This is a genomic window from Tistlia consotensis USBA 355 (assembly GCF_900177295.1).
Taxonomy (GTDB): Bacteria; Pseudomonadota; Alphaproteobacteria; order Kiloniellales; family DSM-21159; genus Tistlia; species Tistlia consotensis.
In genome coordinates this window covers 1-24,406 of record NZ_FWZX01000023.1, presented here as the reverse complement: position 1 = coordinate 24,406, position 24,406 = coordinate 1, and the positions used below count along the sequence as shown (strand labels likewise).

Below are 24,406 nucleotides of genomic sequence, written 5' to 3'. Positions count from 1 at the left end.
ACGCTTCCGGGCTCGCTCAGTCGTGGGTGCCGGTGGCCGGGCCGTCGGCGGCGGCGACCGGGACGGGCGGCACAGAGGCCTCGATCATCCGGCCGGTGCCGCTGCTCTCGACCAGCGAGCGCACCGCGCGGTCGATGATCGCCGGCGACAGCCGCTCGACCAGGGCGAAGAGCCGCTCGCGGCCCGGCGGATAGGCGCTGTTGCGGCCGCGCGCGGCGGCGGCCCAGGTGCGCCGGGCGATGACCTCGGCGCCGTCGAGCGGCAGGCGGAAGGGCTCGACGTAGCGCGCGATGGCATGGGTCGCCCCGGTGCGCGCGGTGCGCGGCGAGACGTAGGTGACGCCGATGCCGAGCCCCGCGAGCTCGCGGCGCAGGGCGCTCGACAGGCCGCGCAGGCCGAACTTCGAGGCCGAGTAGGCGGCGAACAGCGGAAAGGCGATGTCGCCGAGCATCGAGCCGAGGTTGACGACGCGGCCGGGCGCCGCGGCCCGCAGCAGCGGCAGCAGCTCGCGGGTCAGCGCCAGCGGCGCCACCAGGTTGGTCGCCATCAGCCGGTCCAGCTCGGCGTCCCGGGTCTCGCTCAGGGGCCCGGCGGCGACGATGCCGGCGTTGTTGACCAGGAAGTGCAGCAGGCCCCACTCGGCGGCGAGCCGGTCGCGCAGGGCGGCGCGCACCGCCGGCAGGGTCACGTCGCCGGGCAGGATCAGGCACTCGGTGCCGGGCGCCAGCTGCGCGCGCGTCTCGCGCAGCGCCGCCTCGCGCCGGCCGACCAGGGCGACCGCCAGGCCGCGCCGGGCCGCCTCGATCGCCAGCGCCCGGCCGATGCCCGAGCCGGCGCCGGTGATCAGCGCCGTCCTACCCCCGAGCGGCATGGTTGCCTCCCGCCGCGAGCTGCTCCAGGTCGCGGAAGATGTTGCCGTAGAGCCAGTAGAACATCCGCGCGCCGTCGATGATCGGCTCGGCCGCCGCGATCGGATCCAGGCTGTCGACGACCTTGCGGAAGAAGGCGGTGTGGCCGACGTCGAGCGCGCCGTGGGTCGTCAGGTAGACGAAGCCCGGCCCACCGTCCGCGTCTTCGCCGCCGAAGGCGCGCTGCAGCGCCTCGGCGGCCTGCGAGGCCAGCAGGGTCGACATGCCCTCCAGCACGTGGACCATGCCGAGCAGGGCGTAGGGGCTGATCCGGTCGATCGCGTGGTAGGCATAGCCGACCATGGCCCGGCAGGGCGGCCGCGCCGGCGCCAGCAGCGTCGCTGCCGGGGCGCCGCCGATCGCCGAGATGTCGTCGAGGATCCACTCGTCGTGGCCCCGCTCCTCCTCGAGGTACTCGTAGAGCGCGGCACGGTAGCCCTCGTCCTCGGTGCGTGCCGCGGCCAGCGACAGCAGCGGGCAGGTGTGGCGGACGTGGTGGTAGGCCTGGCTGAGGAACGCCAGGTAGAGCGCCCGCGGCACCTCGCCCGTGACGGCGCGCCCGATGATCGGGATCGCCAGGAAGCCGTCGCGCGCCTCGGCGCTGTCGGCGAGCAGCCGGTCGTGCAGGCTCATGGCTGGGTCTCCTGCCAGAGGACGTCGGGCGAAGCCGCCCGGTCGAAGCCGAAGCGCGCCCGGCAGGCCTGCAGCACCTCGCGCCGGCGCAGGCGGCCGTTGCCGGTCACCAGGCCGTCGCGGCCGAGCTCCTGGGCGGCCAGCACCGCGACCCGGCGCGGCACGGCATAGGCCGGCACCTCGCGGCAGCAGTCGGCGACCAGAGCCTCGATCTCCGCGCTGGCGGCACGGGCGAACCAGGCCTCGCCGCGGGCGCTCGGCACCAGGATCGCCGTCAGGTGCGGCCCGCCGGCATGGGTCACCAGGCCGTAGGCGACGCGCCAGTCGGCGGCGAGCAGCGCCTCGATCCACTCCGGACTGACGTTGCGGCCGAGCGGCAGCACGATGCGGTTGTCGAGCCGGCCGTGCACGGTCAGGAAGCCGTCGGCGTCGAACTCGCCGACGTCGCCGGTGCGCCACGGGCCCTGCAGCGGCTCGCCGGACAGGTAGCGGTCCATCAGGGGCGGCCCCGCGACGACGATCTCGCCGCCCTCGACGTCGACCTCGAGGCCGGGCAGCGGCCGGCCGACGGTCCCCGGACGGCGCTCGCCCGGGCAGTTGAACGCGACGACGGAGCCGCACTCCGACAGGCCGTAGCCCTCGTAGACCGGCACGCCCTGTGCCCAGGCCTGCTCGGCCAGGGCGACCGGCACGGCGGCGCCGCCGACAGCGACGACGCGCAGCGACTCCGGCGGCCGCTCGGCACCGGCGCGCAGCTCCGCCAGCCAGCCGGCCAGCAGCTGCGGCACCAGCACCAGGCAGCTCGGCCGGTGCGTGGCCACGGCCTCGGCCAGGGAGGCGCGGCCGGGGCCGCCGCCCTGGCCCCCGCCCGGCTCGCCGAAGGCCGCGGTCAGGCCCGGCTCGAGCCGGACCGGGGCGCCGACCAGGATCGGGATGACGACCGCGCAGATCGTCTCGAGCAGCAGCGGCAGGGGCAGCAGCGACAGGCAGCTGTCCTCGGCGGTGGCGTCGATGGCGCGAGCCAGGGCCCGGGCGGTCCACTGCAGCTGGCCGCTCTCGAGCAGCACGCCCTTGGGCTGCCCCGCGCTGCCCGAGGTGTAGATGACCTGCCCGCCGAGCGGCCCCGAGGGCGGGGCGAAGCGGGCCTGGGCCGTGCCGATCGCGGTGAAGGGCAGGCCGAGCAGCCGCGCGGTGTCGGCCATCGCGGCGGTCGTCAGCAGGTGCCCGACCCCGGCGTCGCGCAGCACGTGGCGCAGCTGCGGCCCGCGGAAGAAGGGCGGCAGCGGCACCATGGTCTTGCCGGCGTGCCAGCCGGCCAGCTGGCCGACCACCCAGTCGACGCCGTTGCCGCCGAGCAGGCCGACGACCCGCGGCGCGCCGGGCAGCGCCTGCAGCCCGGCCGACGTCGCGGCGACCCGCCGGGCCAGCGCGCCGTAGGTCAGGCGCGTCGTGCCGTCGTCGAAGGCCAGGCGGTCGCCGGCGCCCTCGGCATGGCGCTGCAGCATCAGGAAGAGCTCACGCATCGCCGGCGGCTCCCCGGACGAGCACGCCGCCCTCGAGCCAGCCGTCGCGGACCGCGCAGACCCGCGGCGCCTGGCTGTAGTAGCTGCCCCAGCGCTCCGGATCGGCCAGCCGCCCGGGATCGGCCGGCGCCAGCTCGAGCGCCGGGATGCCGAGCCCGCGCAGCAGCCGGCGCAGCCGCTCGGTCGCCGTGAAGAAGGACCAGCGGAAGCCGGCGCGGCCGCCGAAGACCGCGAGCTGGCGCAGGAAGGCCGGCGAGGCCTCGGCGCTGCGGCTCGCCAGGGTCGTCACCTCGAAGACCGCTTCGCGCGCCACCGGCTCGCCGGCCTCGGCCGCGAGCAGGCGCTCGATCGGCCGGTCCAGGTAGGCCTCGGAGAAGAAGCCGTCGGCGGCGGTGCGCAGCCCGGCGGCGCAGAGCGGCCGGCCGTCGGCGCCGGCCCAGGCGATCAGCAGCGTCGGGAAGCTGAGGTCGCGCGCCCCGAAGGCCCGCTCGTAGACCGTCGCGATGCAGTCCTCGACCGCCTCGCGCAGGGGGTGCGACGCCGGGACCAGCAGCAGGCCGCCGCGCGGATCGCCGCCTGGCGCGGGCTCCGTCCGGGACACCGCCGGGCCGGGCCGGTCGGGAACGAGGTCGCGGGTCGGCCCGGCCGGGGCGAACGGAACACAGTCGCACAGCATCACGGGGGTACCTCCGGCTTCCTGATCGATCGGATGGCCGGAGCCTAGGCGTCGACGCCGTCGAGTTGTGTGGAGAAGGGCGCGGCAAAGGTGGGGTTTTGGCCGGCCCGGTGCGCGGCCTCGCCGGCATCGCGGCGCCCGCTGCGCGGCACGGCCTCATCCCCACGCGTCTCGACAGGACTCCACATCCGCCGACGGCGTCTGGAATTACCGTGCGCGTGCCGTTCGGTCGCACCCCCGCCGGCTGCGACGGCGGCCCGGAGACTTTCCCGGGGACCTATCGGAGGGCATCGCCATGGACAGATTCACCGCCTTGTTCGTCACCGGCATCCTGCTGACCGGCTGCGTCGCCGCCTGGGGCAGCTCCTACGACGTCTCCTTCCAGTCGCCGGAGTCGGTGGTCATCAAGTACGACGACCACTTCACCTCGACCGACTCGGTCGCCAAGGTCGCCCAGGCGAGCTGCGCCGACTACGGCCGGCGCGCCGTCGCGCAGCCCGAGAGCACCAGCTTCTGGGGCATCACGACGGCGCCGTTCCGCTGCGTCGAGGGCTGACCGCCGCCGCCGCTTCGGCATCGCCCGGCGCGCCGGGCAGGTCGATCTCGACGACCAGGCCGTGGGGCCGGTTGTTGCGGGCCCGGACCGCGCCGCCGTGCAGCTGGACGACGCGCTGGCAGATCGCGAGGCCGATGCCGGTGCCGCCGGTATCGCGGGCGCGCGCCTCGTCGACCCGGTAGAAGGGCTCGAAGAGATGGGGCAGCGCCGCCTCGGCGACGCCCGGCCCCTGGTCCGTCACGGTCACCACGACCGCCCCGTCCTCCCGGCGCGCCAGGCCGAGCGCCACCGCGGTGCCGGCGGCCGTGTAGAACAGGGCGTTGCGGACGATGTTCTCGATCGCGCGGCGCAGCAGGTCGGCGTTGCCGACGACGACGATCCCGCCGCCGTCCCGGGCCGGGTCCGGCCGGCGCAGGTCGGCGGCACGGTCCGGCTTCTCGAAGGCGGCGTCGTCGAGGATCTCGCCGACCAGCAGATCGAGGTCGAGGGGTGCGAAGGCGGGCGGCGGCGCCGCACCCTCGAGCCGGGCCAGGGTCAGCAGCTCGCTGGCCAGGGCGGCGATGTTCTCGACCTCGCTCTCGATCCGCTCGAACTGCCGCTGGCGGCCGCCCTCGGGCGCCACGCGGGCCAGGCCGAGGGCCATCGAGAGCCGGGCCAGCGGCGACTTGATCTCGTGGGAGATGTCGCCGATCAGCCGCTGCTGCGCCCGCATCGCGGCCTCCAGCTCCTCGGTGCGCGCGGCGATCTTGGCTTCCAGGGTCTGGTTCAGGCCGGACAGCTCGTTGAGGTAGCGCTCGCGCTCGCGGGCGACGCGCTCCAGGTGGTCGGTCATGCGGTTGAAGGAGCGGGCCAGCGAGCCGAGCTCGTCCGACGGCGGCACCGGCGCGCGCGCGTCCAGCCGGTCGGTATCGGCGATCTCGCTGACCACGCGGGTCAGCTCGGCGATCGGCGCGGTCAGGCGCTTCGACAGCCAGCGGCCGAGGAAGATGATCGGCACGCCGAGGAACAGGCCGAGCAGCAGCAGCTCCAGGGCGACCCAGCGCAGCGGCCGGGTCGCCGAGTCGGTGTCGTGCAGCGTCACGACCTGCCAGCCGCCGATCAGCCCGCTCTTGGACAGCGAGCGGCCGATCACCAGGTCGCCGACCACGCCCTCGGCCTGGGAGCGGATGCGCTCCGCCCCGGCGCGGGCGACGAGGTCCGCCGGGCTGGCCGCGAGCACGCGCGCCCGCTCGCCGCGCTCCAGCAGGACGATGCCGCCCTCCAGGCCGAACAGCAGCCGCTCGACCGAGCTCCAGGGGTAGGTCATGACCAGGGTGCCGATGCGGTAGCTGCTGTCGAAGCGGCCGTAGACCGGGATCTCGAAGGTCACGACCTCGGCGCCGGTCATCGGGTCGCTGTCCTTGTCGACCAGCACCAGGCGGCGCTCGTGGTTCTGCCACTTCTGCGGCAGGCGGTCGGTCGGCCCGCTGCGGCGCCCGCCGCGCGAGCTCGCGAGCAGCTTGCCAGAGGCGTCGAAGGCGTAGATGTCGCCGGTCAGCTTGTAGAGCTGCTTCAGCTCCTCCAGCGAGCGGGTGACCCGCTTGTCGATGTCGCCGGAGACCAGGTCGTTCATCACGTCGAGCTTCGACCAGGCCGTCAGGTCCGTGGCCAGGGCCCCGAAGACGTTGGCGAGCTGGCCGTACTTGAGGTCGGCGAGCTGTTCCAGCGAGGCCGCGTCGGACTCCAGGATCGAGGCGCGGACCCCGGAATAGACGACCAGCGCCGTCGCCAGGTAGGTCGCGACGTAGATGCTGAGCAGCGCGGCGAGGATGCGCCCGGGGATCGAGCGGGTCAGGAAGCGCAGCATGCCTGCGGCCTCCCGGCAGGAACGAGGGGATCAGCGGACACGGGCCAGGACCTTGACGCCAGCCGGCGGCACCGGCGGATCGCCGACGGCGCCGACATAGCCGATCGCCCCCGGCACCTTGCGCACGAAGGCCAGGACGGCCTGCTCGGACTCCTGCACGACCGGCGGCAGCCGGCCCTTGAAGTGCATCTCGTTCCAGTAGGCGGCGAGGCTGGCGTTGCTCTGCCGCAGGACGCGCTCGGTGAAGAGCGCACGCACTCCGCTGGTCGCCTCGCGGTTGACCGGCACGATGTGGCTGCCGTCGGGCCAGCGGGTGATGCGCAGCAGGTAGATCGCGGCGAGCTGGCCGAGGCTCAGGGGCGCCGGCACCTCGACCGAGGGGTTGGCGACGACCAGCAGCTCCTGCGCGCGGCCCGCGACCGGCAGCAGCAGGCTCGTGGCGACGGCCGCGGCGAGGAGCAGCCTGGCCAGCATGGCGTCAGAACAGGACCGACCAGGAGGCGTAGAGACCGGTCGGATTGATCTCGGTGCCCCCGAAGTTCTGCAGGTATTCCAGCCGGCCGACGATCGCCGGCTGCGGCTTCCAGGTGACGCCGAACAGGACGTCGTGGGCGGTCGAGGCGCGGGTCCGGTCGGCGAAGCCCTCGTACCAGCCCTGCAGCGACCACTGGTCGTCGAGCGCGAAGGAGGCCGCCGCATAGGCTCCCCACTCGCCGTCGCGGGCATTGCCCGCGGAATCGTTGCCGAGGTCGGACCAGGTCGCCTCGCCCTGCAGCGTCAGGCGGTCGAGCGTGTAGTGGAAGTCGAGGCCGATCAGCGACTGGTCGACGCCCGCCTCGTCGCGCGCGTGCTGGAACGAGGCCCCGACCTTGTCGAGCAGCCCGAGCGGCAGGCTGACGTGCAGGCCCTCGACCGACTCGTAGTGATGCTCGACCAGGTGGCCCGGCCGCTCGGACAGCTCGCCCTCCGGCTGCCAGTAGAGCTGCACGTCGGGCCAGCGCGCGAAGGGATCGCTGTAGATCAGCGAGGCGCCGGTCACGTATTCGCTGAAGTTCCGGTAGGTGACGGCCGGACGGACGGTGGTCAGCACCAGCGGATTGGCGTGGATCTCGTTCCACTCGCCGACCGGTGCCAGCATCTTGCCGACGCGCAGCGTCACCGCCTCGCTGAGGAAGGAATCGTTGTAGAAGCGCTCCAGCACCAGGTCGCCGCCCTCGCCACCGCCGGAGCCGGTCCGGGCGAGGTCGACCTGCGCCAGCTCGGCCTCGGCGAAGGGATTGACGAAGCGGCCGAAGCGGCCGGAGACGAAGAGGCTGAGGTCGTCGAGCGACAGCGAGGCGGCGCCGTCGCGCGGCACCCGCCCGACCAGGCTGCTGTAGCCGGCGACATTGACCGGACCGAGGTCGAGGCCGTGGCCGAGCCGGTAGTCGCCGGCCTGCGCCGGTGCCTCGATGCCGAGCCAGGCGAGCCCGACCAGGGCGAGACCGACCCGGAGGAGCCCGCCCCAGGCGCCCCCGATCCGGGCGCCCCCGATCCGGGCGGACGGCGGCGGCCCGGCCCGGCGGACCGCGGCGCTGCGCCACGACGGGGTGCGGCGGCCCGGAATCGGTCCCGTCCCCCGCCGCCGCTAGGACGGCTGCTGCGCGGAGGAGGCCGCGGCCGCGACGGCCGCCCCCGGCTCGGGCGTCGGCAGGGCGAAGAGATAGCCGACGTTGCGCACGGTCTTGATCCGCCGGTCGAGATCGCTGCCCGGGTCGAGCTTGCGCCGCACCTTGCTGACCAGGGTGTCGACGTTGCGGTCGTAGGCGCCAATCGAGGCGTCGCGCCCGAAGGCGGCGGCCGACAGCTCCTCGCGCGCGACGATGCGGCCGGCGTTGCGCAACAGGTGCTCCAGCAGGTTGAACTCGGCGCTGGTCAGCTCCAGCTCGCGCTCGTCTGCCCAGGCGGCGCGCGAGGCCGGGTTGAGCCGGATCTCGCCGATCCTGAGCTCGCCGCCGGGCGCCGGCGCGCGCGCCTCGGTCCGCCGCAGCACGGCGCGGATCCGCGCGACCAGCTCGCGCGGGTTGACCGGCTTCGGCAGGTAGTCGTCGGCGCCGATCTCCAGCCCGACGATGCGGTCGACCTCGTCGCCGCGCGCGGTCAGCATGATGACCGGCACGTTCGCGGCCGGCACGTTCGGGGACTGGCGCAGGCGCCGCAGCACCTCGAAGCCGGAGAGCTTGGGCAGCATGACGTCGAGCACGATGAGATCGATGCCGCCGAGATCGCGGCTCAGGCAGGCCTGCCCGTCGTGGACCGCCTCGACGGCGAAGCCCTCGAGCTCCAGAAACTCGCGGATCATCTCCGCGAGATTGACGTCGTCGTCGACCAGTAGGATGCGGTGCATCGACCCCTGCCCTGCTCCGTCTTCGCCCGCAGGGCCGCGCGCGTCCGCGATCCCGCCGGCAGGGAACGCAGCCTGCCGCCCCTAGCTGACGGGAGGCTGACGGCGCGCGTCGGGCCCCGCCGGCACACGACGCGCCGGCCGACCGCTCCCCTCCCATCGTCGCCGGCGAGCATAGGCGATCCGGCCCCGGCCGATGTTTGGAGTTTCGTGGAGAGGTGAGGAGATTGCGGCGGGCCCCGGAGCTGGCGCCGCACCCCGGCTTGCGCTAGCTCAAGGACGGCGATGCCGCGATGCAGCATCGTTGTGGCCTGGCGACGGATCGGGCGAGCGCGGAGAGGAAGCAGACGATGACGGCGACAGCGACGGCCCGGTGCCGCGGCCGGAGGGGCTGAGGCCTTGCGCGCCACACCGCTCCTCATCGGTGCCGCCCTGCTCGCCGCCCTCGCCGGCGGCGGCTGGTTCTACTGGCAGCAGGTCACCAACGGCCGGCTGCCCGAGGGTCTGGTGCGCGCCAACGGCCGCGTCGAGGTCGAGCGCGTCGACGTCGCGACCAAGTATGCCGGGCGCGTCGCGGCGATCGACGTCGAGGAGGGCGACTTCGTCCAGAAGGGCAGCGTGGTGGCCCGGCTCGACACCGCCGAGCTGACCGCCGAACTGGCGGCCGCCAAGGCCCAGGTGCGCAAGGCCGAGGCCGGGATCGCCCAGGCCGCGGCCCAGATCGCCCTGCAGCAGGCCGACCTGACCCTGGCCGACGCCGAGCTGAAGCGGGTCGCGGCCCTGGCCCGGCGCGACAACGCCTCCCAGGCCTCGGTCGACCAGAAGACCGCCCAGCGCGACGCCGCCCGCGCCAGCCTGGACGGCGCCCACGCCGCCTCGGCCGACGCCGAGGCGACGCTGGCCGCGGCGCGGGCCGAGGTCACGCGCATCGAGGCGGTGCTCGCCGACATGACCCTGACCGCGCCGGTCGCCGGCCGCGTCGAGTACAAGCTGGCGCAGCCCGGCGAGGTGGTCGCCGCGGGCGGCCGGCTGGTCACCCTGCTCGACCTCACCGACGTCTTCATGACGATCTTCCTGCCCAATCCCCAGGCCGGGCGCCTGGGCCTGGGCGACGAGGCGCGCATCGTGCTCGACGCCGCGCCTCAGTACGTGGTCCCGGCGACGGTCTCCTTCGTCGCCGCCGAGGCCCAGTTCACGCCGAAGTTCGTCGAGACCGAGAGCGAGCGCGCCAAGCTGATGTTCCGCATCAAGCTGAAGATCGACCCGGCGCTGCTGAGCCGCTACCGCGACTACGTCAAGGCCGGGCTGACCGGCGAGGCCTACCTGCGGCTGGAGCGGTCGGTCGCCTGGCCGGACTGGCTGACGCCGAGGCTGCCGGATGCCGGGAGCTGACCGGCCCGCGGTCCGGCTGCCCGCGGTCCGGATTCAGGGCCTCGGCCATTGCTACGGCGGCCACGTCGCGCTGGCCGGCCTGGAGCTGGAGATCGCCGCCGGCGAGGCGGTCGCCGTGGTCGGGCCCGACGGCGTCGGCAAGTCCAGCCTGCTGGCGCTGATCGCCGGCGCCAAGCGCCTGCAGCAGGGCACGCTCGAGGTGCTCGGCGGCTCGATGGCCTCGGCGACGCACCGCCGGCGGATCGCGCAGCGCGTCGCCTTCATGCCCCAGGGCCTGGGCCGCAACCTCTATCCGACCCTGTCGGTCGCCGAGAACCTGGCGTTCTTCGGCCGGCTCTACGGCCAGGGCGCCGCGGAACGCCGGCAGCGCATCGACCGCCTGCTCGCCGCGACCGGCCTCGATCCCTTCCCCGACCGGCCGGCCGGCAAGCTGTCCGGCGGCATGAAGCAGAAGCTGGCGCTCTGCGCGGCGCTGATCCACGAGCCCGACCTGCTGGTGCTCGACGAGCCGACGACCGGCGTCGACCCGCTGTCGCGGCGCCAGTTCTGGCAGCTGATCGACGCGATCCGGGCCGAGCGGCCGGCCATGACCCTGGTCGTCGCCACGGCCTACATGGAGGAGGCCGAGCGCTTCGGCCGGCTGGTCGCGCTCGGCGAGGGCCGGCTGCTCGCCGAGGGGCCGCTGGCGGCGATCCTGGCGCAGACCGGCGCAGGCCGCCTCGAAGAGGCCTACCGGCGGCTGCAGGACGGAGCGGCCGAGACGGACGAAGGCTTCTCCATCGCGCCGCGCAGGCCGTACGACGGCCCGCCGGTCATCGAGGCCGAGGGGCTGACCCGGCGCTTCGGCGACTTCGTCGCGGTCGACGCGGTCTCCTTCCAGATCGAGCGCGGCGAGATCTTCGGCTTCCTCGGCTCGAACGGCTGCGGCAAGACCACGACCATGAAGATGCTGACCGGCCTGCTGCCGGCCAGCGCCGGCAGCGCCCGGCTGCTCGGCAAGCCGGTCGACGGCCAGAGCCTGGAGACGCGTCTCAAGGTCGGCTACGTCAGCCAGTCCTTCTCGCTCTACGAGGAGCTGTCGGTCGGCGCCAACCTGGCCCTGCACGCCCGGCTCTACCGGGTGCCCGAGGCCGAGGTCGCGGGGCGCGTCGCCGAGGCGCTGGAGCAGTTCGACCTCGGCGGCGTCGCCGACGCCCTGCCCGGCCGCCTGCCGCTCGGCCAGCGCCAGCGCCTGCAGCTCGCCGCGGCCTGCCTGCACAGGCCCGAGGTCCTGATCCTCGACGAGCCGACCTCGGGCGTCGACCCGGCGGCGCGCGACCTGTTCTGGCGGATCCTCGGCCGGCTGTCGCGCGACGACGGCGTCACGGTCTTCGTCTCGACCCACTTCATGAACGAGGCCGAGCGCTGCGACCGCATCTCGCTGATGCACCGCGGCCGGGTGCTGGCCGTCGACCGGCCGCAGACGCTGGCCGAGACGCACGGCGGCGGCAGCCTGGAGGAGGCCTTCGTCGCCTACCTGGAGGCGGCGGCCCGGAAAGACGCCGCGGGAGAGGACGGCAAGGCCCCGGCGCCGGGCCGGACGGTCGCGGCAACCGCCGCAGCGGTGGCGCTGCCGGCGCCGGGCCCGGTGGCGGCGGCCCTGGGCCGGATCTGGGCCTTCGCCTGGCGCGAGAGCCTGGAGGTGCTGCGCGACCCGATCCGCCTGGCCTTCGCCCTGCTCGGCCCGCTGATCCTGCTGTTCGCCTTCGCCTATGGCATCTCCTTCGACGTCGAGCACCTGACCTGGGCGCCCTTCGACCGCGACCAGTCGGTCGAGAGCCGCCGGCTGCTCGAGGCCTTCGACGGCTCGCGCTACTTCGACCGGCGGCCGCCGGTCGCCGACGAGTTCGAGATCGACCGACGGCTGCGCTCGGGCGAGCTGCGTGCCGTCGTCGGCATCCCGCCGGGCTTCGGGCGCGACCTGCTGGAGGGCCGCCAGCCGGAGGTCAGCATCTGGCTCGACGGCTCGATGCCGTTCCGCGCCGAGACCGCGCGCGGCTACATCCAGGGCCTGCTGACCACCGAGATCGAGCAGCAGGCGCGCGAGCGCACGACGCCCGGCAAAGCGACACCATCGCTCAGCGTCGAACCGCGCTTCCGCTACAATCAGGAGTTCCGCTCGCTGATCGCCATGACTCCCGGCACGATCATGCTGCTGCTGGTGCTGATCCCGGCGATGCTGACCGCGCTCGGCGTGGTGCGCGAGAAGGAGATCGGCTCGATCATGAACCTCTACGCCGCGCCGGCGACGGTCGGCGAGTTCCTGCTCGGCAAGCAGCTGCCCTACGTCGCGGTCAGCATGATCGCCTTCGCGCTGCTGCTCGCCTGCAGCCTGTTCGTGCTCGGCGTGCCGCTGACCGGCGGCCTCGGCGCCCTGGTCGTCGGCGCCCTGCTCTACGTCTGGGCGGCGACCGGCTTCGGACTGCTGGTCTCGACCCTGGTCTCCAGCCAGGTCGCGGCGATCTTCGCCAGCTCGATCCTGACAGTGGTCCCGGCGGTCAACTTCTCCGGCCTGCTCTATCCGACGGCCTCGCTGGAGGGCTCGGCGCGCTGGCTCGGCATCCTGTTCCCGGCGAGCTGGTTCAAGACGATCAGCAACGGCACCTTCTCGAAGGGCCTCGGCTTCGCCGACCTGGGCAGCGAGTACCTGGCCCTGGCCGGCTTCGCCCTCGTCTTCCTGCTGGCCGCGCGCCTGCTGCTGAGAAAGCAGGAGCGCTGACAGCCGTGCTGCGCGCCCTCGCCAACGTCTATCGACTGGGCCTCAAGGAGCTGGCCAGCCTGCGCTACGACCCGGTCATGCTGCTCCTGGTCGTCTACGCCTTCTCCCTCGCCGTCTACAGCGTCTCCCAGGGCGCCAATACCGAGGTCCACAACGCCTCGGTGGCGATCGTCGATTCCGACCATTCGGAGCTGTCGCGGCGCATCGCCGCGGCCCTGCTGCCGCCCTACTTCAAGGCGCCGCGGCAGCTCAATCGCGAGGCGGCCGAGCAGGCCCTCGACGGCGGCGAGGCGACCTTCGTGCTCGACTTCCCACCGGCCATGGAGAGCGACCTGCTGGAAGGCCGGGAAGTCGAGGTGCAGCTGCTCGTCGACGCCACCGCGGTCAGCCAGGCCGGCATCGGCACCGGCTACATCCAGCAGATCGTCGAGCGCGAGACCACCGACTTCCTGGAGAGCCGCGGCCTGTCCAGCGGCTCGCCGATCGCCGTGGTGATCCGCGCCGCCTTCAACCCGAACCTGCAGTCGGCCTGGTTCAGCTCGATCATGCAGGTGATCAACTCGATCACCATCCTGGCCATCATGCTGGTCGGTGCGGCGGTGATCCGCGAGCGCGAGCACGGCACGATCGAACACCTGCTGGTCATGCCGCTGCGGCCCGCCGAGATCGCCCTCGCCAAGATCTGGGCGAACGGCCTCGTCGTCCTGGTCGCCACGGCCCTGTCCCTGCTGCTGGTCGTCGAGGGCGTGCTCGGCGTGCCGATCCAGGGCTCGCTCGCCCTGTTCCTGGCCAGCACGGCGCTCTACCTCTTCGCCGTCACCTCGCTCGGCATCATGCTGGCGACGATCGCCCGCTCGATGCCGCAGTTCGGCCTGCTGGCGATCCCGGTCTTCGTGATCATGAACCTGCTGTCGGGCAGCACGACGCCGATGGAATCGATGCCGCTGCCGCTGCAGCTCGTCATGCAGGCCTCGCCCTCGGTGCACTTCGTCGCGCTGTCCCAGGCGATCCTCTACCGCGGCGCGGGCGTCTCGGTGATCTGGCCGCAGCTGCTCGCCATCGCCGGCCTCGGCGCGCTCTGCCTGGCCGTCGCCCTGCTGCGCTTCAAGCGCATGCTGGCGACGCAGGGCTGAGGCGCCGCCGACGGTCCGCGGCACTTTACCGCAGGTCGCCGATCGGATACCGGGACGGCATGATGCCGCGCGACCTCCGCCTCCGCCGATGACCGACGACTGGCTGCTCGAGACCGTGGAGCGGATCCACGAGGCGGCGCTGGAGCCGGCGCTCTGGCCGGCCCTGCTGCGGCGCGTCTCGGTGCGTCTCGATGCCGACAGCGCGCAGCTGATGCTGGTCGACCCGGCGAGCGGCCGCGAGATCCTCGGGCTGATGGAAGGCACGGATCCGGCGGCGCAGCGGGAGTACGTCGAGCGCTACTTCCCGCACGACATCCGGGTGCCGAGACTGGCCCGCAGCCCGACCGGCCGGCTGCTGCGCGAGCGCACGATCTGGACCGACGAAGAGCGGAACGCCAGCCCGCTCTACCACGACTATCAGCGCGTCCACCGCCTGTTCGAGATCACCGGCGCCAACATCGGCGTCGAGGGCCAGCTCGGCTGGTTCGGCGTCGGCCGGCGCGAGGAGGTCCCCTTCGAGGAGGACCGGGTAAGGCTGCTCGCGGCCCTGCTGCCGCATCTGCGCCAGGCGCTGCGCACCGCGCTGGCGCTGGCCGGCCTGGAGGTCCAGCGCAAGGCGCTCGGCGACCTCTGGTCGGCGAAGGGCACCGCCCTCGTCGCCCTCGACCCGCAGGGCCGCCTGCTGTTCGCGAACCGGACCGCCGAGGCCCTGGCCGCCGAGGGCCTGATCCGGCTGTCGCGGCGCGGCCTCGGCTTCGGCCGCGGCACGGCCAGGACGCTGCTCGAGCGCCAGCTCCGCGCGCTGGCCGGCGGCATGCCGCCGGCCGCGGAGCCGGGCTCGGTGCTGCTGCTCGACGGCGCCGGCGACCGGCAGTACGGGCTGCGCTTCCTGGCGGTGCCCGCCGAGGCCCTGGATGCCGGACCGCGGCCAGACGGCGTCCTGCTGGTCTCGATCGTGCCGCTGGCTCGCGAAGCCGCCCCTTCGGAGACCGAACTGGCCCGCTTCGCCGCGCTGTTCGGCGTGACCCAGGCGGAGCTGCGGGTGCTGGACAGCGTCGTCTCGGGCGAGGCGCTGGCCGCCTACGCCGGGCGCCGGGGCATCAGCCTCGACACGGCGCGCAAGCAGCTCAAGGCCCTGCTGGCCAAGGCCGGCTGCCGCAGCCAGAAGCAGTTGCTGCGCCTGGTCGAGCGCTTCTGCTTCCTGCGCGAGCGCTAGAGTCACCGTCGCGAAGGCCGGGCCCGGGCGGGCCTGCTGCTCGGATCGCGGGGCCGCGGCACCTGGCCCGCGGCCGGCCAGCCACCCGGACAGGCCGCCAGACCGTCCTGCGGCGGCAGGGGCACCGAGGCGAAGGCGAGCAGCAAGGCGGAAAGCCGCCTGGCACCGGAGCGCCACCGCATCAGCCGCCCCACCTGGTTGATCTGGCGCCCGGGAAGAACGATCCCCGATAGATTGATTTACGTCGCATTTACATCCACTCTTCGCGCACGAGCGGTCGGCAAGAGGGGGCCAGCCCCGATCCGCGCCATGAGATGGCAGCGGCCCGCGGCCGGCATCCCCCCGATGGGGAATGGGAGGGTCTGTGGAGCGCCCGAGGATGGCCGTCGGTGACTAGGACGAGGCCCGGACGCCTGCTGCCGGGCGCCCTCCTGGCGCTGCTGTCGGCTGTCATCCTGGCCTGCCTGCCGGCGCGGGCCGGCTCGATCGAGAACGACCGGGCAACCTGCAGCCGCGGCAGCTACCGGGTCCAGGCGGCCTGCCTCGACGCGATCCGCGAGATGGTCGACCAGGACGTCGAGGCCCTGGTCGAGCGCGAAGCCGGGCGCTTCTGCGTCGGCGCCGACGCCGCGGCGGTCCGCAAGGCGCAGAACGACTGGCTGTCCTACCGGACCATGCAGTGCAATCTGATCGAGCGCTCGCCGGGCGACGGCGCCTCGATGGCCAGCGCCAGCCTGTGCCGCCTGCTGCTGGCACGGCAGCGCGCGGCGGCCCTGGCGATCCAGGCCGAGCGCGCACAGCCGCGCTGCCCGGAGCTGCAGCTCTCGGCCGCGGCCAGCAAGCCGGGCGTGCCGGACGAGACGCTGCGCCGCATCCCGGGCAGCGACTATGCCTGGCGGATCCAGGGCAAACGCAGGGCGACCAGCCTGGCGGTGCGCCGCTATCCCGACGACGGGCGCGCCAAGACCGTCGCCGAGCTCGACCTGTCGGCCTGCGCCTTCTGCAGCGGCCACGGCGGCGACTGCGAGAAGGACGGCATCTTCGTGCTGCAGCAGAGCGCGATGCCGAGCCGGCCCTTCGTCCTGGCCGTCTGTCACCTGCGCGCCCAGGGCCGCCAGCTTCGGCTGCTCGATCCCCAGGCCTTCGGCTCGGCCGTCCAGCTCCAGGTTACCGGCGACGAGCGGCTCGACTGGGCGCTCGAGAAGGGCCGGCTGCGCGTCGTCGCCGACCGCACCGAGCCGATCGTCTGGCCGCCCGAGGAGCGCTAGCGGGACCCGGGGTCTCTACTGCAGCTTTTCCTGGATGACGCGGGCGAGCTGGAACAGGCGCTGCTCGAGATCGACCGGCTGCTGGCAGAGATACTTCGTCGAGTGCTCGCGGTCCTGGTAGATGCGGATGTCCCACTCCTGCCGCTGCTGCAGCTGGCTGCGCGTCTTCTGGTCGGACTGATCGGCGGGCTTGTCGAGCTCGCTGCCGGTCTGCTCGATGCGCGCGGCCAGGGCCCGCTGCTTGCGGGTGTAGCGGCCGATGCCGGCGATGATCGAGCTGCGCTCGCTGTTGATCGTCTGCAGCAGCCCGGCGAAGAGCCGCGTCAGGCGCGCGTCGCGGTCGGCGGTCAGGCCGTCGGCGAAGGCCGCGATCTTCTGCCTGGCCTGGTCCAGCGGCACGCTGCGCGCGCTCGCCTCGCCGACCAGCCGCACGACCTCCTCGTCGTCCTGCCAGGTCGCGAGCGCGTCGTCGAGCGGCGGTCCGGCCCAGACCGTGGCCGCCGAGAGCTCCGGGACCAGACGCTGCGCGCAGGGCCAGTCGGCGTCCTGCGCCTCCTCCGCGCGGACCGGCGCCGCGAGCAGCAGGACGAGGCTGGCGGCGAGCGCGAGGCTCGACCGGATGCGTGTCGGGACGGGCCTGGGGTCGATCATGGACGCCTCCTCATCTGGTCTCAGCCGCCGGGTCCGCCGCCGCCCCCGGGACCCCCGCGGCGGGCGATCAGGCCGCGCGCCGGGTCGTAGCCGTAGATCGCCAGCGCCAGGAAGACGAGCGTGCAGCCGACGACGGCGGCGAGCGAGGTCCAGTTGACCTGGCCGTAGAGCGCGAAGCGGATCAGCTCGACGGCATGGGTGAAGGGGTTGAACTGGCAGATGTGGTAGAGCAGCGGGCTGGTCTCGCGGATCCGCCAGAGCGGATAGAGCGCCGAGGAGGCGAAGAACATCGGGAAGATCACGAAGTTCATGATCCCCGCGAAGTTCTCCAGCTGCTTGATGAAGGAGGAGAGCAGCAGGCCGAGCGCCCCCAGCATCAGCCCCGAGAGCAGCAGCGCCGGCAGCAGCGTAAGGTAGCCCCACCAGGGCGGCTGCACGTCCCAGAACCAGGCGATCGCCAGGAACACCGCGACCTGCAGGATCGAGACGGCGACCCCGGCCAGGAGCTTGCAGGTCAGCAGGTACCAGCGCGGCAAGGGGCTCAGCAGCAGGGTGCGCATCGAGCCCATCTCGCGGTCGTAGACCATCGACAGCGAGGACTGCATGCCGTTGAACAGCTGGATCATGCCGACCAGGCCCGGGACGATGTAGACCTGATAGAGCACGTAGGTCTCGTAGGGCGGGATGATCGAGACGCCGAGCACCGAGCGGAAGCCGGCGGCGAAGATGAACAGCCAGACCAGCGGGCGCACCAGGGCCGCGACGAAGCGCTCGCGCTGGTGCAGGAAGCGCAGCGCCTCGCGCCCGACGATGCCGTCGAGGCAGCGCAGGTACTGGGCCGGGGTCGGCCGGCCGCTCATCGCGGCGCCGCCCCGCCGGGGCCCGGCGCGGCCCCGGACGACCGGGTCAGGGCGGTGAACAGCGCGCCGATGTCCGGCTGGCCCGAGGTCTCCAGCAGGATCGTCAGCTCGCCGTCGGCCAGCACCTTGCCGCGGTGCAGGATGATGACGCGGTTGCCGGGCACGACCTCGTCGACCAGGTGCGTCGCCCAGAGCAGGGCGAGGCGCTCGTCGCGCACCAAGGCCCGCATGTGTTCCAGGATCGTGCGGCGGCTCTCGATGTCGAGGCCGACCGTCGCCTCGTCGCAGAGCAGCAGGCGCGGCCGGTGGACCAGAGCGCGGGCGATCTCGACCCGGCGCAGCTGGCCGCCGGAGAGCTGCCGGACCCTGTCGGCGGCCCGCTCGGCCAGGCCGATGCGCGCCAGCTCGGCCGCCATGCGCTCACGCGCCAGACGGCGCGGCATGCCGTGCAGGGCGGCGTGGTAGAGCAGGTTCTGGGCGACCGTCAGGTCGAGGTCGAGGGTGCGCTGCTGGAACACCGCGCCGATCCGGCTGAGCGCCTCGGAGGGGCGGCGCTTCAGGTCCCGGCCGAACACGCGGATCGCACCGCTCTGATTGCCGTAGAGCCGGGTCACCAGCGAGAACAGCGTGGTCTTGCCGGCGCCGTTCCGGCCGAGCAGCACCGTGAACTCCCCGGGCCGCAGGCGGAACGAGACGCCGTCGAGCGCAACGCGCTGGCCGAAGCGATGGCTGACGCCCGCGACCTCCAGGGCGATCTCCGCCCCGGGCTCGAGGCCGCCCTCGGCCTCGCCGAGGCTCGCGCTGTCGCTCATGTCCGCCGGGCCATGGCCGTCCTCAATCCCGCACCGCGACACCCCAGGGCAGGGCGCCGACCGTCACCGACTTGACCACGCGCTGCTCGGCGACGTCGATCACCGAGATGTCGTTGGACACGCCGTTGGTCGAATAGATGACCTTCTCGCCGGGTCCGAAGGCGAGATGCCAGACGCGCTGGCCGACCAGCAGGTACTTCAAGACCTCGAAGGTCTGGGCGTCGATCACCGCGACCCGGTTGGCCGGGCCGAGCGCCACGAAGGCAAGCTTGCGGTCCTTGGTGATGCTGATGCCGACCGGCTGCAGCGCCTCGGGCCGGATGCCCGGCACGGCGAAGGTGATCTTGTGGACGATCTTGCGGGCCGCGGCGTCGATCACCGAGACCGTGCCGCCGACCTCGGCGGAGACCCAGACCTGCTTGCCGTCGCTGGTGAACTCGGCGAAGCGCGGGCGCGCGTCGACCAGCACGTTGGCCATGATCTGGTGCGTCTGGGTGTCGATGAAGTGGGCCATCGAGGTGGTCTCGGAGGTGTTGACCAGCACCTTGCCGTCGGGGCTGATGCCCATGCCTTCCGGCTCGACGCCGACCGGCACCTCGGCCCGGACCGACCCCGTGTGCACGTCGACCACCGTGACCAGGTTGTCGTTCTCGTTGGCGACGTAGAGCGGGTTGCCGGAGGGCGCCAGCACGAAGAGCTCCGGGTCCGGCCCGCTCGGCAGGGTGCCGACGACCTTCAGGCTGTCGAGGTCGAGCACCTCGATGTGGTTGTCGTCGCTGGTGCAGATGTAGAGCTGCTTCTGGTCGTGGCTGAGGGTGATGCCGCGCGGCCGCTGGCCGACCGGCACGGTCGCCGTGACCTTGAGGGTCTCGCCGTCGATCACCGTGATCGAGTTGCCCTTCTCGTTCGAGACGTAGATCGTGCTGGCGAAGGCGCCGGCGCTGCCGAGCGACAGGCAGAGTCCGAGACTGCCGGCCAGAAGCCGCTGCAACATCGTCCGTCCTCCCTTGCGCGGGAGCCTGTCCGGCCCCCTTGTTGTCGTTCTCTCTCGCGGGCGCCGGGCGGGCGCCGTCAGTTCAGCCGGCAGCGCGACTCCGGCTCGTCGTAGCCCAGGGTGTCGAGCGGCGTGCGCTGGTGCAGGTAGCCGTCCTGCGGCGAGACCGAGACCAGCATGCGCGCCGAGGACAGCAGGATCGGCTGGCGCAGCTGCTGGTTCCAGCGCCGGTAGGTCAGCCCCTCGCCCTTGAAGGCGCCGAGGCGGAATTCGTCGCCGACCAGGTAGGCGTGCACCGAGGCCGGGTCGGCCTGGCCGGTGCGCGTCACCGCCTCGCCGACCGAGCGCACCGCGACCCAGCCGTTGTAGTCGCGCTCGACCATGACGTGGCCGGCCGAGGCGATGAAGCGGTTCTGCAGCTGGGTGCCGCCCCACTGCTCCATGCTGCGATGCCAGGCCGTCGGCACCAGGCCCTGGGTGCCGACCACCGGCCGCGGGTCCCAGGTCCGGTAGGGCAGGTACTCGCCGAAGATGTCGCTCTCGTCCGAGACGACCAGGACGTCGTAGTCGTCGACCTCCTGGGTCAGCTGGGTCATCTGGCCCTGGATCTGCATGTAGCCGGTATCGCTGCGCCGGGCCTCGGGCTTGTAGCTGTAGGGACGCTCCTCGACGATCTCGGCACCGAAGCGCTTGGCGGCCCGGTGCACGGCCTTGACGAAGGCGAGGTCGTCGGGCTGCTGGCCGTCGACCAGGAACCAGTGGCTCCAGCGCTTCTTCATCAGGTACTGGGCGAGCGCGTCGGCCTTCATGGCCCGGCTCGGCATGACCTGCAGCACGTTGGAGCGGCAGTCGTCGGTGCGCAGCCGGTCGTCCTGGGCGCGGATGTTGAAGAACAGCGCGTCCTTGGCGCCGGGCAGGTCGGCAACCGCCAGCAGCTGGTCGGCATGCAGGTCGGCGACGAAGTAGCGCTTGCCCTCGGCGAGCAGCGCCACGACGCGGGCCGCCAGCGCCTTGTCGTCGGGCGCGATCACCTCGGTCAGGGCGTAGCTCTGGTTGAGGAAGCGTCCGGTCGTGTTGTTGTCGGCGATGCCGAGCCTGGCGCCGGCCAGGCCCTTGTCGGTGATGATCGGCTCGACCAGCGACAGCGGCGGCGGCTCCTTCTCGCCGACGGTCAGATAGACGATCGGCACCGCCAGCGGCTCGGCCGCGCGCGCCGCCTCGGGCGACCATGCCGCCCAGGCGGCGACCAGCACCGCCAGAGCCGCGGCAAGCGGCGCCGGCGCTCCGCGACGCCGGGCGAGGCGGCGGACGGAGTGGCCGGGTCGGCCCGCCAGCGCGGCGACACGTGCGTAAAAGGCGAATTTCATCGGGCGTCTTTTTCTTACCTCTCCGTGTATCCTGCCAAGCAACGGCGCCCCGGACAAGATCGGCGAGGCGGCTGCGACGCCCCGTCATCCGACGGGCCGGCGCAGGCCGGGAAGGGCGCCGCGCCCCAGGCTGCGACGCCAGCGGGCTTGATGGCCGCCCGCCGCCGTGCGACCGTTGGTCGAAATAGCAAGGCTGGCAAGGCCTACAGAAAAGTTCGGAGGCGATGCGCGGACAGGTCGCCCGACTGCTGCTCTGCCTGGTGATCCTGGCGTCCTGCCTGCCGGCGGGCGCGCAGGCCGACGAGAGTGTGCGCGTCGCGGTCCTGAAGTTCGGCACGGTCAACTGGGAGCTCGACACGGTCCAGGCCCACGGCCTCGACCGCGCCAACGGCATCGCGCTCGAGATGCTGCCGCTCGCCGGCAAGAGCGCGACCAGCGTCTCGCTGCAGGCCGGCGCGGTCGACATGATGGTCACCGACTGGGTCTGGGTGGCGCGCCAGCGGGCCGCCGGCATGGCCGTCAGCTTCCTGCCCTATTCGACGGCCCTCGGCGCGGTCATGGTGCCGTCGGACTCGCCGGTGACGTCGCTCGCCGACCTTGCCGGCCGGAAGCTCGGCGTCGCCGGCGGCCCGCTCGACAAGAGCTGGCTGCTGCTGCAGGCGCTGGCGCGCCGCCAGGACGGCCTCGACCTGGCGACCGCCGCCGAGCCGGTGTTCGGGGCGCCGCCGCTGCTCAACGAGCAGCTGATCGACGGGCGGCTCGACGCGGTCGTCACCTTCTGGCCCTACGCGGCACGGCTGGAGGCCAGGGGCTACCGGCGGCTGCTCGGGGTCGCCGACATCCTGCAGGCGCTCGGCTTCGCCCGTGACCTGCCGCTGGTCGGCTATGTCTTCGACGAGCGCTGGGCGCAGGAGCATCCCGGCCGGATCGAGGGCTTCGTCGAGGCGACGGCGGCGGCACGCCGGCTGATGGCCGGCTCCGATGCCGAATGGCAGCGCCTGCGGCCGCTGATGCAGGCCGAGGACGATGCCGTCTTCCGGGCCCTGCGCGACGGCTTCCGCGCCGGCATCCCGGGACCCTGGGGCAAGGCCGAGCAGGCCGAGGCGGCCCGCCTTTTCGAGCTGCTCCGCCGGATCGGCGGGCCGCCCCTGGTCGGCACCGCCGAGCACCTTCCGGAGGGCACGTTCTGGCAAGGCTCCAGCAACTGACGCGCCCGGCCGTGCGGCGCCGGCGCAGCCCGGGCTTCCCCTGGCCGCTGCTGGCCTCGACGCTGCTGCTGCTGCTGCTCTGGCAGCTGCTGGCCATGGCGCTCGACAGCCGCAACCTGCCGGGGCCCGCCGCCGTCGCCGCCGTGCTGGTCGCCCAGACCGCGAGCGGCGCCCTGCCCTACAACCTGGCCGTCACCCTGGCCCGGGTCGCCGCCAGCTTCTTCCTGGCCCTGACCCTCGGCGTCGCGATCGGCCTGGCGCTCGGCCGCTGGCGCGATCTCGACCGCTTCTTCGATCCCTGGCTGATCCTGTTCCTCAACGTGCCGGCCCTGGTCACGATCATCCTCTGCTACGTCTGGTTCGGGCTCGGCGAGGCGGCGGCGGTGCTGGCGGTCACCCTCAACAAGGTGCCGCTGGTCGTGGTCACGACCCGCGAGGGCATGCGCGCCCTCGATCCCGGCACCCTGGAGATGGCCAGGGTCTTCCGTTTCGGTCCCTGGAAGACCCTGCGCCACGTCGTGCTGCCCCAGCTCGCCCCCTTCCTGATGACGGCGGCGCGCACCGGCCTGTCGCTGATCTGGAAGATCGTGCTGGTCGTCGAGCTGCTCGGCCGCAGCAGCGGCGTCGGCTTCGAGCTCAACCTCTACTTCCAGCTGTTCGACGTCGCCGCGATCCTGGCCTACACCGTCGCCTTCGTCGCCGTGGTGCAGGCCATCGAGCTCGGCCTGCTGCAGCCGCTCGAGCGCCGGGTCAACCGGTGGCGGCGATGAGCGATCTCGCGGTCCGGGTCGCGCTCAAGCGCTACGACGCGGTCGCCGAGGCGCCGGCCCACGTCGCGCTGCGCGATCTCGCCCTGACCGTCCGCCACGGCGAGCTGGTCTGCCTGCTCGGCCCGTCGGGCTGCGGCAAGTCCACCCTGCTCAACATCGTCGCCGGCCTGGACGAGCGCTTCGAAGGCTCGCTCAGCCTGCCGCGCTCCGCCGACGACCGCCCGCCGGCGATCGGCTACGTGTTCCAGGAGCCGCGCCTGCTGCCCTGGCGCACGGTGCGCCGGAACGTCGAGCTGGCGATGGATCCGGCACGGCACGGCGCGGGCCTGGTCGAGGAACTGCTCGCCGCCGCCGGCCTCGCCGGCTTCGCCGAGGCCTATCCCCAGCGCCTGTCGCTGGGCATGACCCGGCGGGTCGCCCTGGTCCGCGCCTTCGCGGTCGAGCCCGACCTGCTGCTGATGGACGAGCCCTTCGTCTCGCTCGACGCGCCGACCGCGCAGCAGCTGCGCCGCCTGCTGCTGGAGATCTGGCAGCGCCGGCCGACCACCGTGCTGTTCGTGACCCACGACCTGCGCGAGGCGATCCAGCTCGGCGACCGCATCCTGCTGTTCTCGCCGCCGCCGGGCCGCGTCGTCGCCGACATCCCGGTCGCGATCCCGCGCGACGCGCGCGACGAGGCCGCGGTCGAGGCCTTCCGCCGCCGCCTGATCGACGAGCGCCCCGGCGACTTCCGGGGGCTCTGAGCCCGGCCGCGCGTTGCGGGTAGCCGCTCGGCCCGGCCGCAACGTCGGGTCGGCCGGCACGAGAGGCTTGCGCAAAAGAGCCTTGTCGCCCCCGACCGGCAAGGCCACTCTTCCACCCAGGGAGGAGTGATATGTCAGACGCGCTGCGGATTGCGCACGGGGCCTTCGGGCGGGTCGCGCTGCTCGACATGGACCGGAGCCTGGTCCGCCACGCCCACCACCACTGCCACCTGCTGATCAAGGTCGAGGGCGACGACACCCAGTTCCTGGTCGGCGAGTCGGTGGCGCCGCTGACCGACGCGCTCGCGGTCTGCGTCAACGCCTGGGAGCCGCACGCCTACGTCCACGATCCGGCGCGCGCCCGCACGGTGATCCTGGCGCTCTACATCGAGCCGGACTGGCTGGGCGAGTTCCGGCCGAACTGGGCGGCGAGCAGCGGCGGCGGCTTCTTCGAGCGCTCCTGCGGCGAGATCTCGCCGCGCATCCGGGCGCTCGCCATGGACCTCTCGGCGGCAATGGTCCACGCGCCGCTCGCCAAGACCGAGCACGAGCGGCTGCTCGGCGAGCTGATGATCGCCGTCATCGAGCGCTTCTCGCCCTGGCGCAGCGTCAGCCTGCGCGAGGCGGCGCTGGCCGGCGGCGTCGACTGGCGGGTGCGCCGCGCCATCCGGCTGATGCAGAAGGACCCCTGCGCCGCCCCCGACGTCGG

The 24,406-nt window shown here is 73.1% G+C and carries 23 protein-coding genes; 10 read left to right on the top strand and 13 right to left on the bottom strand.

What is annotated here, in order from left to right; all coding sequences use genetic code 11:
• Window positions 1-16: 16 nt before the first annotated feature.
• From B9O00_RS22340 to B9O00_RS22325, 4 genes are read right to left on the bottom strand one after another with little or no spacing between them, the layout of a single operon-like run.
• Window positions 17-871 (bottom strand): SDR family NAD(P)-dependent oxidoreductase, encoded by an 855-nt coding sequence (locus tag B9O00_RS22340; protein WP_085124961.1) that lies wholly within the window; start codon window positions 869-871, stop codon window positions 17-19.
• Window positions 855-1,541, bottom strand: coding sequence for an iron-containing redox enzyme family protein (locus tag B9O00_RS22335; RefSeq protein ID WP_085124960.1), 687 nt, complete (start codon window positions 1,539-1,541; stop codon window positions 855-857). The genes B9O00_RS22340 and B9O00_RS22335 overlap by 17 nt, the downstream gene beginning before the upstream one ends.
• Window positions 1,538-3,064, bottom strand: a complete 1,527-nt coding sequence (locus B9O00_RS22330) for a class I adenylate-forming enzyme family protein (protein ID WP_085124959.1) — start codon at window positions 3,062-3,064, stop codon at window positions 1,538-1,540. Before B9O00_RS22330 ends, B9O00_RS22335 begins: the two co-directional genes overlap by 4 nt.
• Window positions 3,057-3,740 carry a thermostable hemolysin gene (locus B9O00_RS22325; RefSeq protein ID WP_085124958.1) on the bottom strand — a complete coding sequence of 228 codons (684 nt, stop codon included), beginning with the start codon at window positions 3,738-3,740 and terminating at the stop codon, window positions 3,057-3,059. Before B9O00_RS22325 ends, B9O00_RS22330 begins: the two co-directional genes overlap by 8 nt.
• Window positions 3,741-4,035: 295 nt before the next feature.
• Here B9O00_RS22325 and B9O00_RS22320 point away from each other — a divergent pair, with 295 nt between their 5' ends.
• A complete protein-coding gene (locus tag B9O00_RS22320) occupies window positions 4,036-4,296 on the top strand; it encodes a hypothetical protein (protein WP_085124957.1) in 261 nt (86 codons plus the stop codon).
• Here B9O00_RS22320 and B9O00_RS22315 read toward each other — a convergent pair.
• From B9O00_RS22315 to B9O00_RS22300, 4 genes are all read right to left on the bottom strand, one after another.
• Window positions 4,262-6,142, bottom strand: coding sequence for an ATP-binding protein (locus B9O00_RS22315; protein ID WP_085124956.1), 1,881 nt, complete (start codon window positions 6,140-6,142; stop codon window positions 4,262-4,264). The genes B9O00_RS22320 and B9O00_RS22315 overlap by 35 nt on opposite strands.
• A gap of 30 nt (window positions 6,143-6,172) precedes the next feature.
• Window positions 6,173-6,616 (bottom strand): substrate-binding domain-containing protein, encoded by a 444-nt coding sequence (locus tag B9O00_RS33145; RefSeq protein WP_085124955.1) that lies wholly within the window; start codon window positions 6,614-6,616, stop codon window positions 6,173-6,175.
• Between the two features lie 4 nt (window positions 6,617-6,620).
• The gene (locus B9O00_RS33140) at window positions 6,621-7,499 is read right to left on the bottom strand and encodes a hypothetical protein (RefSeq protein ID WP_085124954.1); all 879 of its coding nucleotides are present in this window, start codon (window positions 7,497-7,499) and stop codon (window positions 6,621-6,623) included.
• A gap of 270 nt (window positions 7,500-7,769) precedes the next feature.
• Window positions 7,770-8,528 (bottom strand): response regulator transcription factor, encoded by a 759-nt coding sequence (locus B9O00_RS22300; protein WP_085124953.1) that lies wholly within the window; start codon window positions 8,526-8,528, stop codon window positions 7,770-7,772.
• Between the two features lie 396 nt (window positions 8,529-8,924).
• On the opposite strand from B9O00_RS22300, the gene B9O00_RS22295 reads away from it, so the two are divergent.
• The 5 genes from B9O00_RS22295 (at window position 8,925) to B9O00_RS22275 (ending at window position 16,292) form a co-directional block, all read left to right on the top strand.
• Window positions 8,925-9,917 carry an HlyD family secretion protein gene (locus tag B9O00_RS22295; protein ID WP_085124952.1) on the top strand — a complete coding sequence of 331 codons (993 nt, stop codon included), beginning with the start codon at window positions 8,925-8,927 and terminating at the stop codon, window positions 9,915-9,917.
• Complete coding sequence (rbbA, locus tag B9O00_RS22290; protein ID WP_085124951.1) at window positions 9,904-12,675, top strand: ribosome-associated ATPase/putative transporter RbbA; 2,772 nt, start codon at window positions 9,904-9,906, stop codon at window positions 12,673-12,675. Before B9O00_RS22295 ends, rbbA begins: the two co-directional genes overlap by 14 nt.
• A 5-nt stretch (window positions 12,676-12,680) precedes the next feature.
• A complete protein-coding gene (locus B9O00_RS22285) occupies window positions 12,681-13,808 on the top strand; it encodes an ABC transporter permease (protein ID WP_085124950.1) in 1,128 nt (375 codons plus the stop codon).
• A gap of 88 nt (window positions 13,809-13,896) precedes the next feature.
• Entirely contained in the window at window positions 13,897-15,024 is a 1,128-nt protein-coding gene (locus B9O00_RS22280) for a helix-turn-helix transcriptional regulator (protein ID WP_085124949.1), read from the top strand.
• Between the two features lie 389 nt (window positions 15,025-15,413).
• Complete coding sequence (locus B9O00_RS22275) at window positions 15,414-16,292, top strand: lysozyme inhibitor LprI family protein (protein WP_159460293.1); 879 nt, start codon at window positions 15,414-15,416, stop codon at window positions 16,290-16,292.
• Between the two features lie 15 nt (window positions 16,293-16,307).
• Here the strand turns inward: B9O00_RS22275 and B9O00_RS22270 are convergent, their stop codons facing one another.
• From B9O00_RS22270 to B9O00_RS22250, 5 genes are all read right to left on the bottom strand, one after another.
• Window positions 16,308-16,943, bottom strand: coding sequence for a hypothetical protein (locus B9O00_RS22270; protein ID WP_085124947.1), 636 nt, complete (start codon window positions 16,941-16,943; stop codon window positions 16,308-16,310).
• Window positions 16,944-16,963: 20 nt separating this feature from the next.
• A complete protein-coding gene (locus B9O00_RS22265) occupies window positions 16,964-17,803 on the bottom strand; it encodes an ABC transporter permease (protein WP_085124946.1) in 840 nt (279 codons plus the stop codon).
• Entirely contained in the window at window positions 17,800-18,615 is an 816-nt protein-coding gene (locus B9O00_RS22260) for an ABC transporter ATP-binding protein (protein WP_085124945.1), read from the bottom strand. The genes B9O00_RS22265 and B9O00_RS22260 overlap by 4 nt, the downstream gene beginning before the upstream one ends.
• 22 nt (window positions 18,616-18,637) lie before the next feature.
• Entirely contained in the window at window positions 18,638-19,609 is a 972-nt protein-coding gene (locus tag B9O00_RS22255; protein ID WP_085124944.1) for a YVTN family beta-propeller repeat protein, read from the bottom strand.
• A 77-nt stretch (window positions 19,610-19,686) separates the two neighbouring features.
• Window positions 19,687-20,976 (bottom strand): ABC transporter substrate-binding protein, encoded by a 1,290-nt coding sequence (locus B9O00_RS22250; protein ID WP_085124943.1) that lies wholly within the window; start codon window positions 20,974-20,976, stop codon window positions 19,687-19,689.
• 224 nt (window positions 20,977-21,200) lie between these two features.
• Here B9O00_RS22250 and B9O00_RS22245 point away from each other — a divergent pair, with 224 nt between their 5' ends.
• From B9O00_RS22245 to B9O00_RS22230, 4 genes are all read left to right on the top strand, one after another.
• Window positions 21,201-22,184 (top strand): ABC transporter substrate-binding protein, encoded by a 984-nt coding sequence (locus B9O00_RS22245; protein WP_085124942.1) that lies wholly within the window; start codon window positions 21,201-21,203, stop codon window positions 22,182-22,184.
• Between the two features lie 11 nt (window positions 22,185-22,195).
• Window positions 22,196-22,954 (top strand): ABC transporter permease, encoded by a 759-nt coding sequence (locus tag B9O00_RS22240; RefSeq protein WP_322111214.1) that lies wholly within the window; start codon window positions 22,196-22,198, stop codon window positions 22,952-22,954.
• Window positions 22,951-23,697: an ABC transporter ATP-binding protein gene (locus B9O00_RS22235; protein WP_085125052.1), complete on the top strand. Its 747-nt coding sequence runs from the start codon at window positions 22,951-22,953 to the stop codon at window positions 23,695-23,697. Before B9O00_RS22240 ends, B9O00_RS22235 begins: the two co-directional genes overlap by 4 nt.
• 131 nt (window positions 23,698-23,828) lie before the next feature.
• Window positions 23,829-24,406, top strand: a 578-nt coding sequence (locus B9O00_RS22230; protein ID WP_085124940.1) for an AraC family transcriptional regulator, incomplete at its 3' end; no start/stop codon positions are given.

Bases quoted from the DNA above. Each gene is read 5' to 3' on its own strand.
- B9O00_RS22340 (WP_085124961.1), bottom strand. From the start codon at position 871: ATGCCGCTCGGGGGTAGGACGGCGCTGATCACCGGCGCCGGCTCGGGC.
- B9O00_RS22335 (WP_085124960.1), bottom strand. From the start codon at position 1,541: ATGAGCCTGCACGACCGGCTGCTCGCCGACAGCGCCGAGGCGCGCGAC.
- B9O00_RS22330 (WP_085124959.1), bottom strand. From the start codon at position 3,064: ATGCGTGAGCTCTTCCTGATGCTGCAGCGCCATGCCGAGGGCGCCGGC.
- B9O00_RS22325 (WP_085124958.1), bottom strand. From the start codon at position 3,740: ATGCTGTGCGACTGTGTTCCGTTCGCCCCGGCCGGGCCGACCCGCGAC.
- B9O00_RS22320 (WP_085124957.1), top strand. From the start codon at position 4,036: ATGGACAGATTCACCGCCTTGTTCGTCACCGGCATCCTGCTGACCGGC.
- B9O00_RS22315 (WP_085124956.1), bottom strand. From the start codon at position 6,142: ATGCTGCGCTTCCTGACCCGCTCGATCCCCGGGCGCATCCTCGCCGCG.
- B9O00_RS33145 (WP_085124955.1), bottom strand. From the start codon at position 6,616: ATGCTGGCCAGGCTGCTCCTCGCCGCGGCCGTCGCCACGAGCCTGCTG.
- B9O00_RS22300 (WP_085124953.1), bottom strand. From the start codon at position 8,528: ATGCACCGCATCCTACTGGTCGACGACGACGTCAATCTCGCGGAGATG.
- rbbA (WP_085124951.1), top strand. From the start codon at position 9,904: ATGCCGGGAGCTGACCGGCCCGCGGTCCGGCTGCCCGCGGTCCGGATT.
- B9O00_RS22280 (WP_085124949.1), top strand. From the start codon at position 13,897: ATGACCGACGACTGGCTGCTCGAGACCGTGGAGCGGATCCACGAGGCG.
- B9O00_RS22270 (WP_085124947.1), bottom strand. From the start codon at position 16,943: ATGATCGACCCCAGGCCCGTCCCGACACGCATCCGGTCGAGCCTCGCG.
- B9O00_RS22265 (WP_085124946.1), bottom strand. From the start codon at position 17,803: ATGAGCGGCCGGCCGACCCCGGCCCAGTACCTGCGCTGCCTCGACGGC.
- B9O00_RS22260 (WP_085124945.1), bottom strand. From the start codon at position 18,615: ATGAGCGACAGCGCGAGCCTCGGCGAGGCCGAGGGCGGCCTCGAGCCC.
- B9O00_RS22255 (WP_085124944.1), bottom strand. From the start codon at position 19,609: ATGTTGCAGCGGCTTCTGGCCGGCAGTCTCGGACTCTGCCTGTCGCTC.
- B9O00_RS22250 (WP_085124943.1), bottom strand. From the start codon at position 20,976: ATGAAATTCGCCTTTTACGCACGTGTCGCCGCGCTGGCGGGCCGACCC.
- B9O00_RS22245 (WP_085124942.1), top strand. From the start codon at position 21,201: ATGCGCGGACAGGTCGCCCGACTGCTGCTCTGCCTGGTGATCCTGGCG.
- B9O00_RS22235 (WP_085125052.1), top strand. From the start codon at position 22,951: ATGAGCGATCTCGCGGTCCGGGTCGCGCTCAAGCGCTACGACGCGGTC.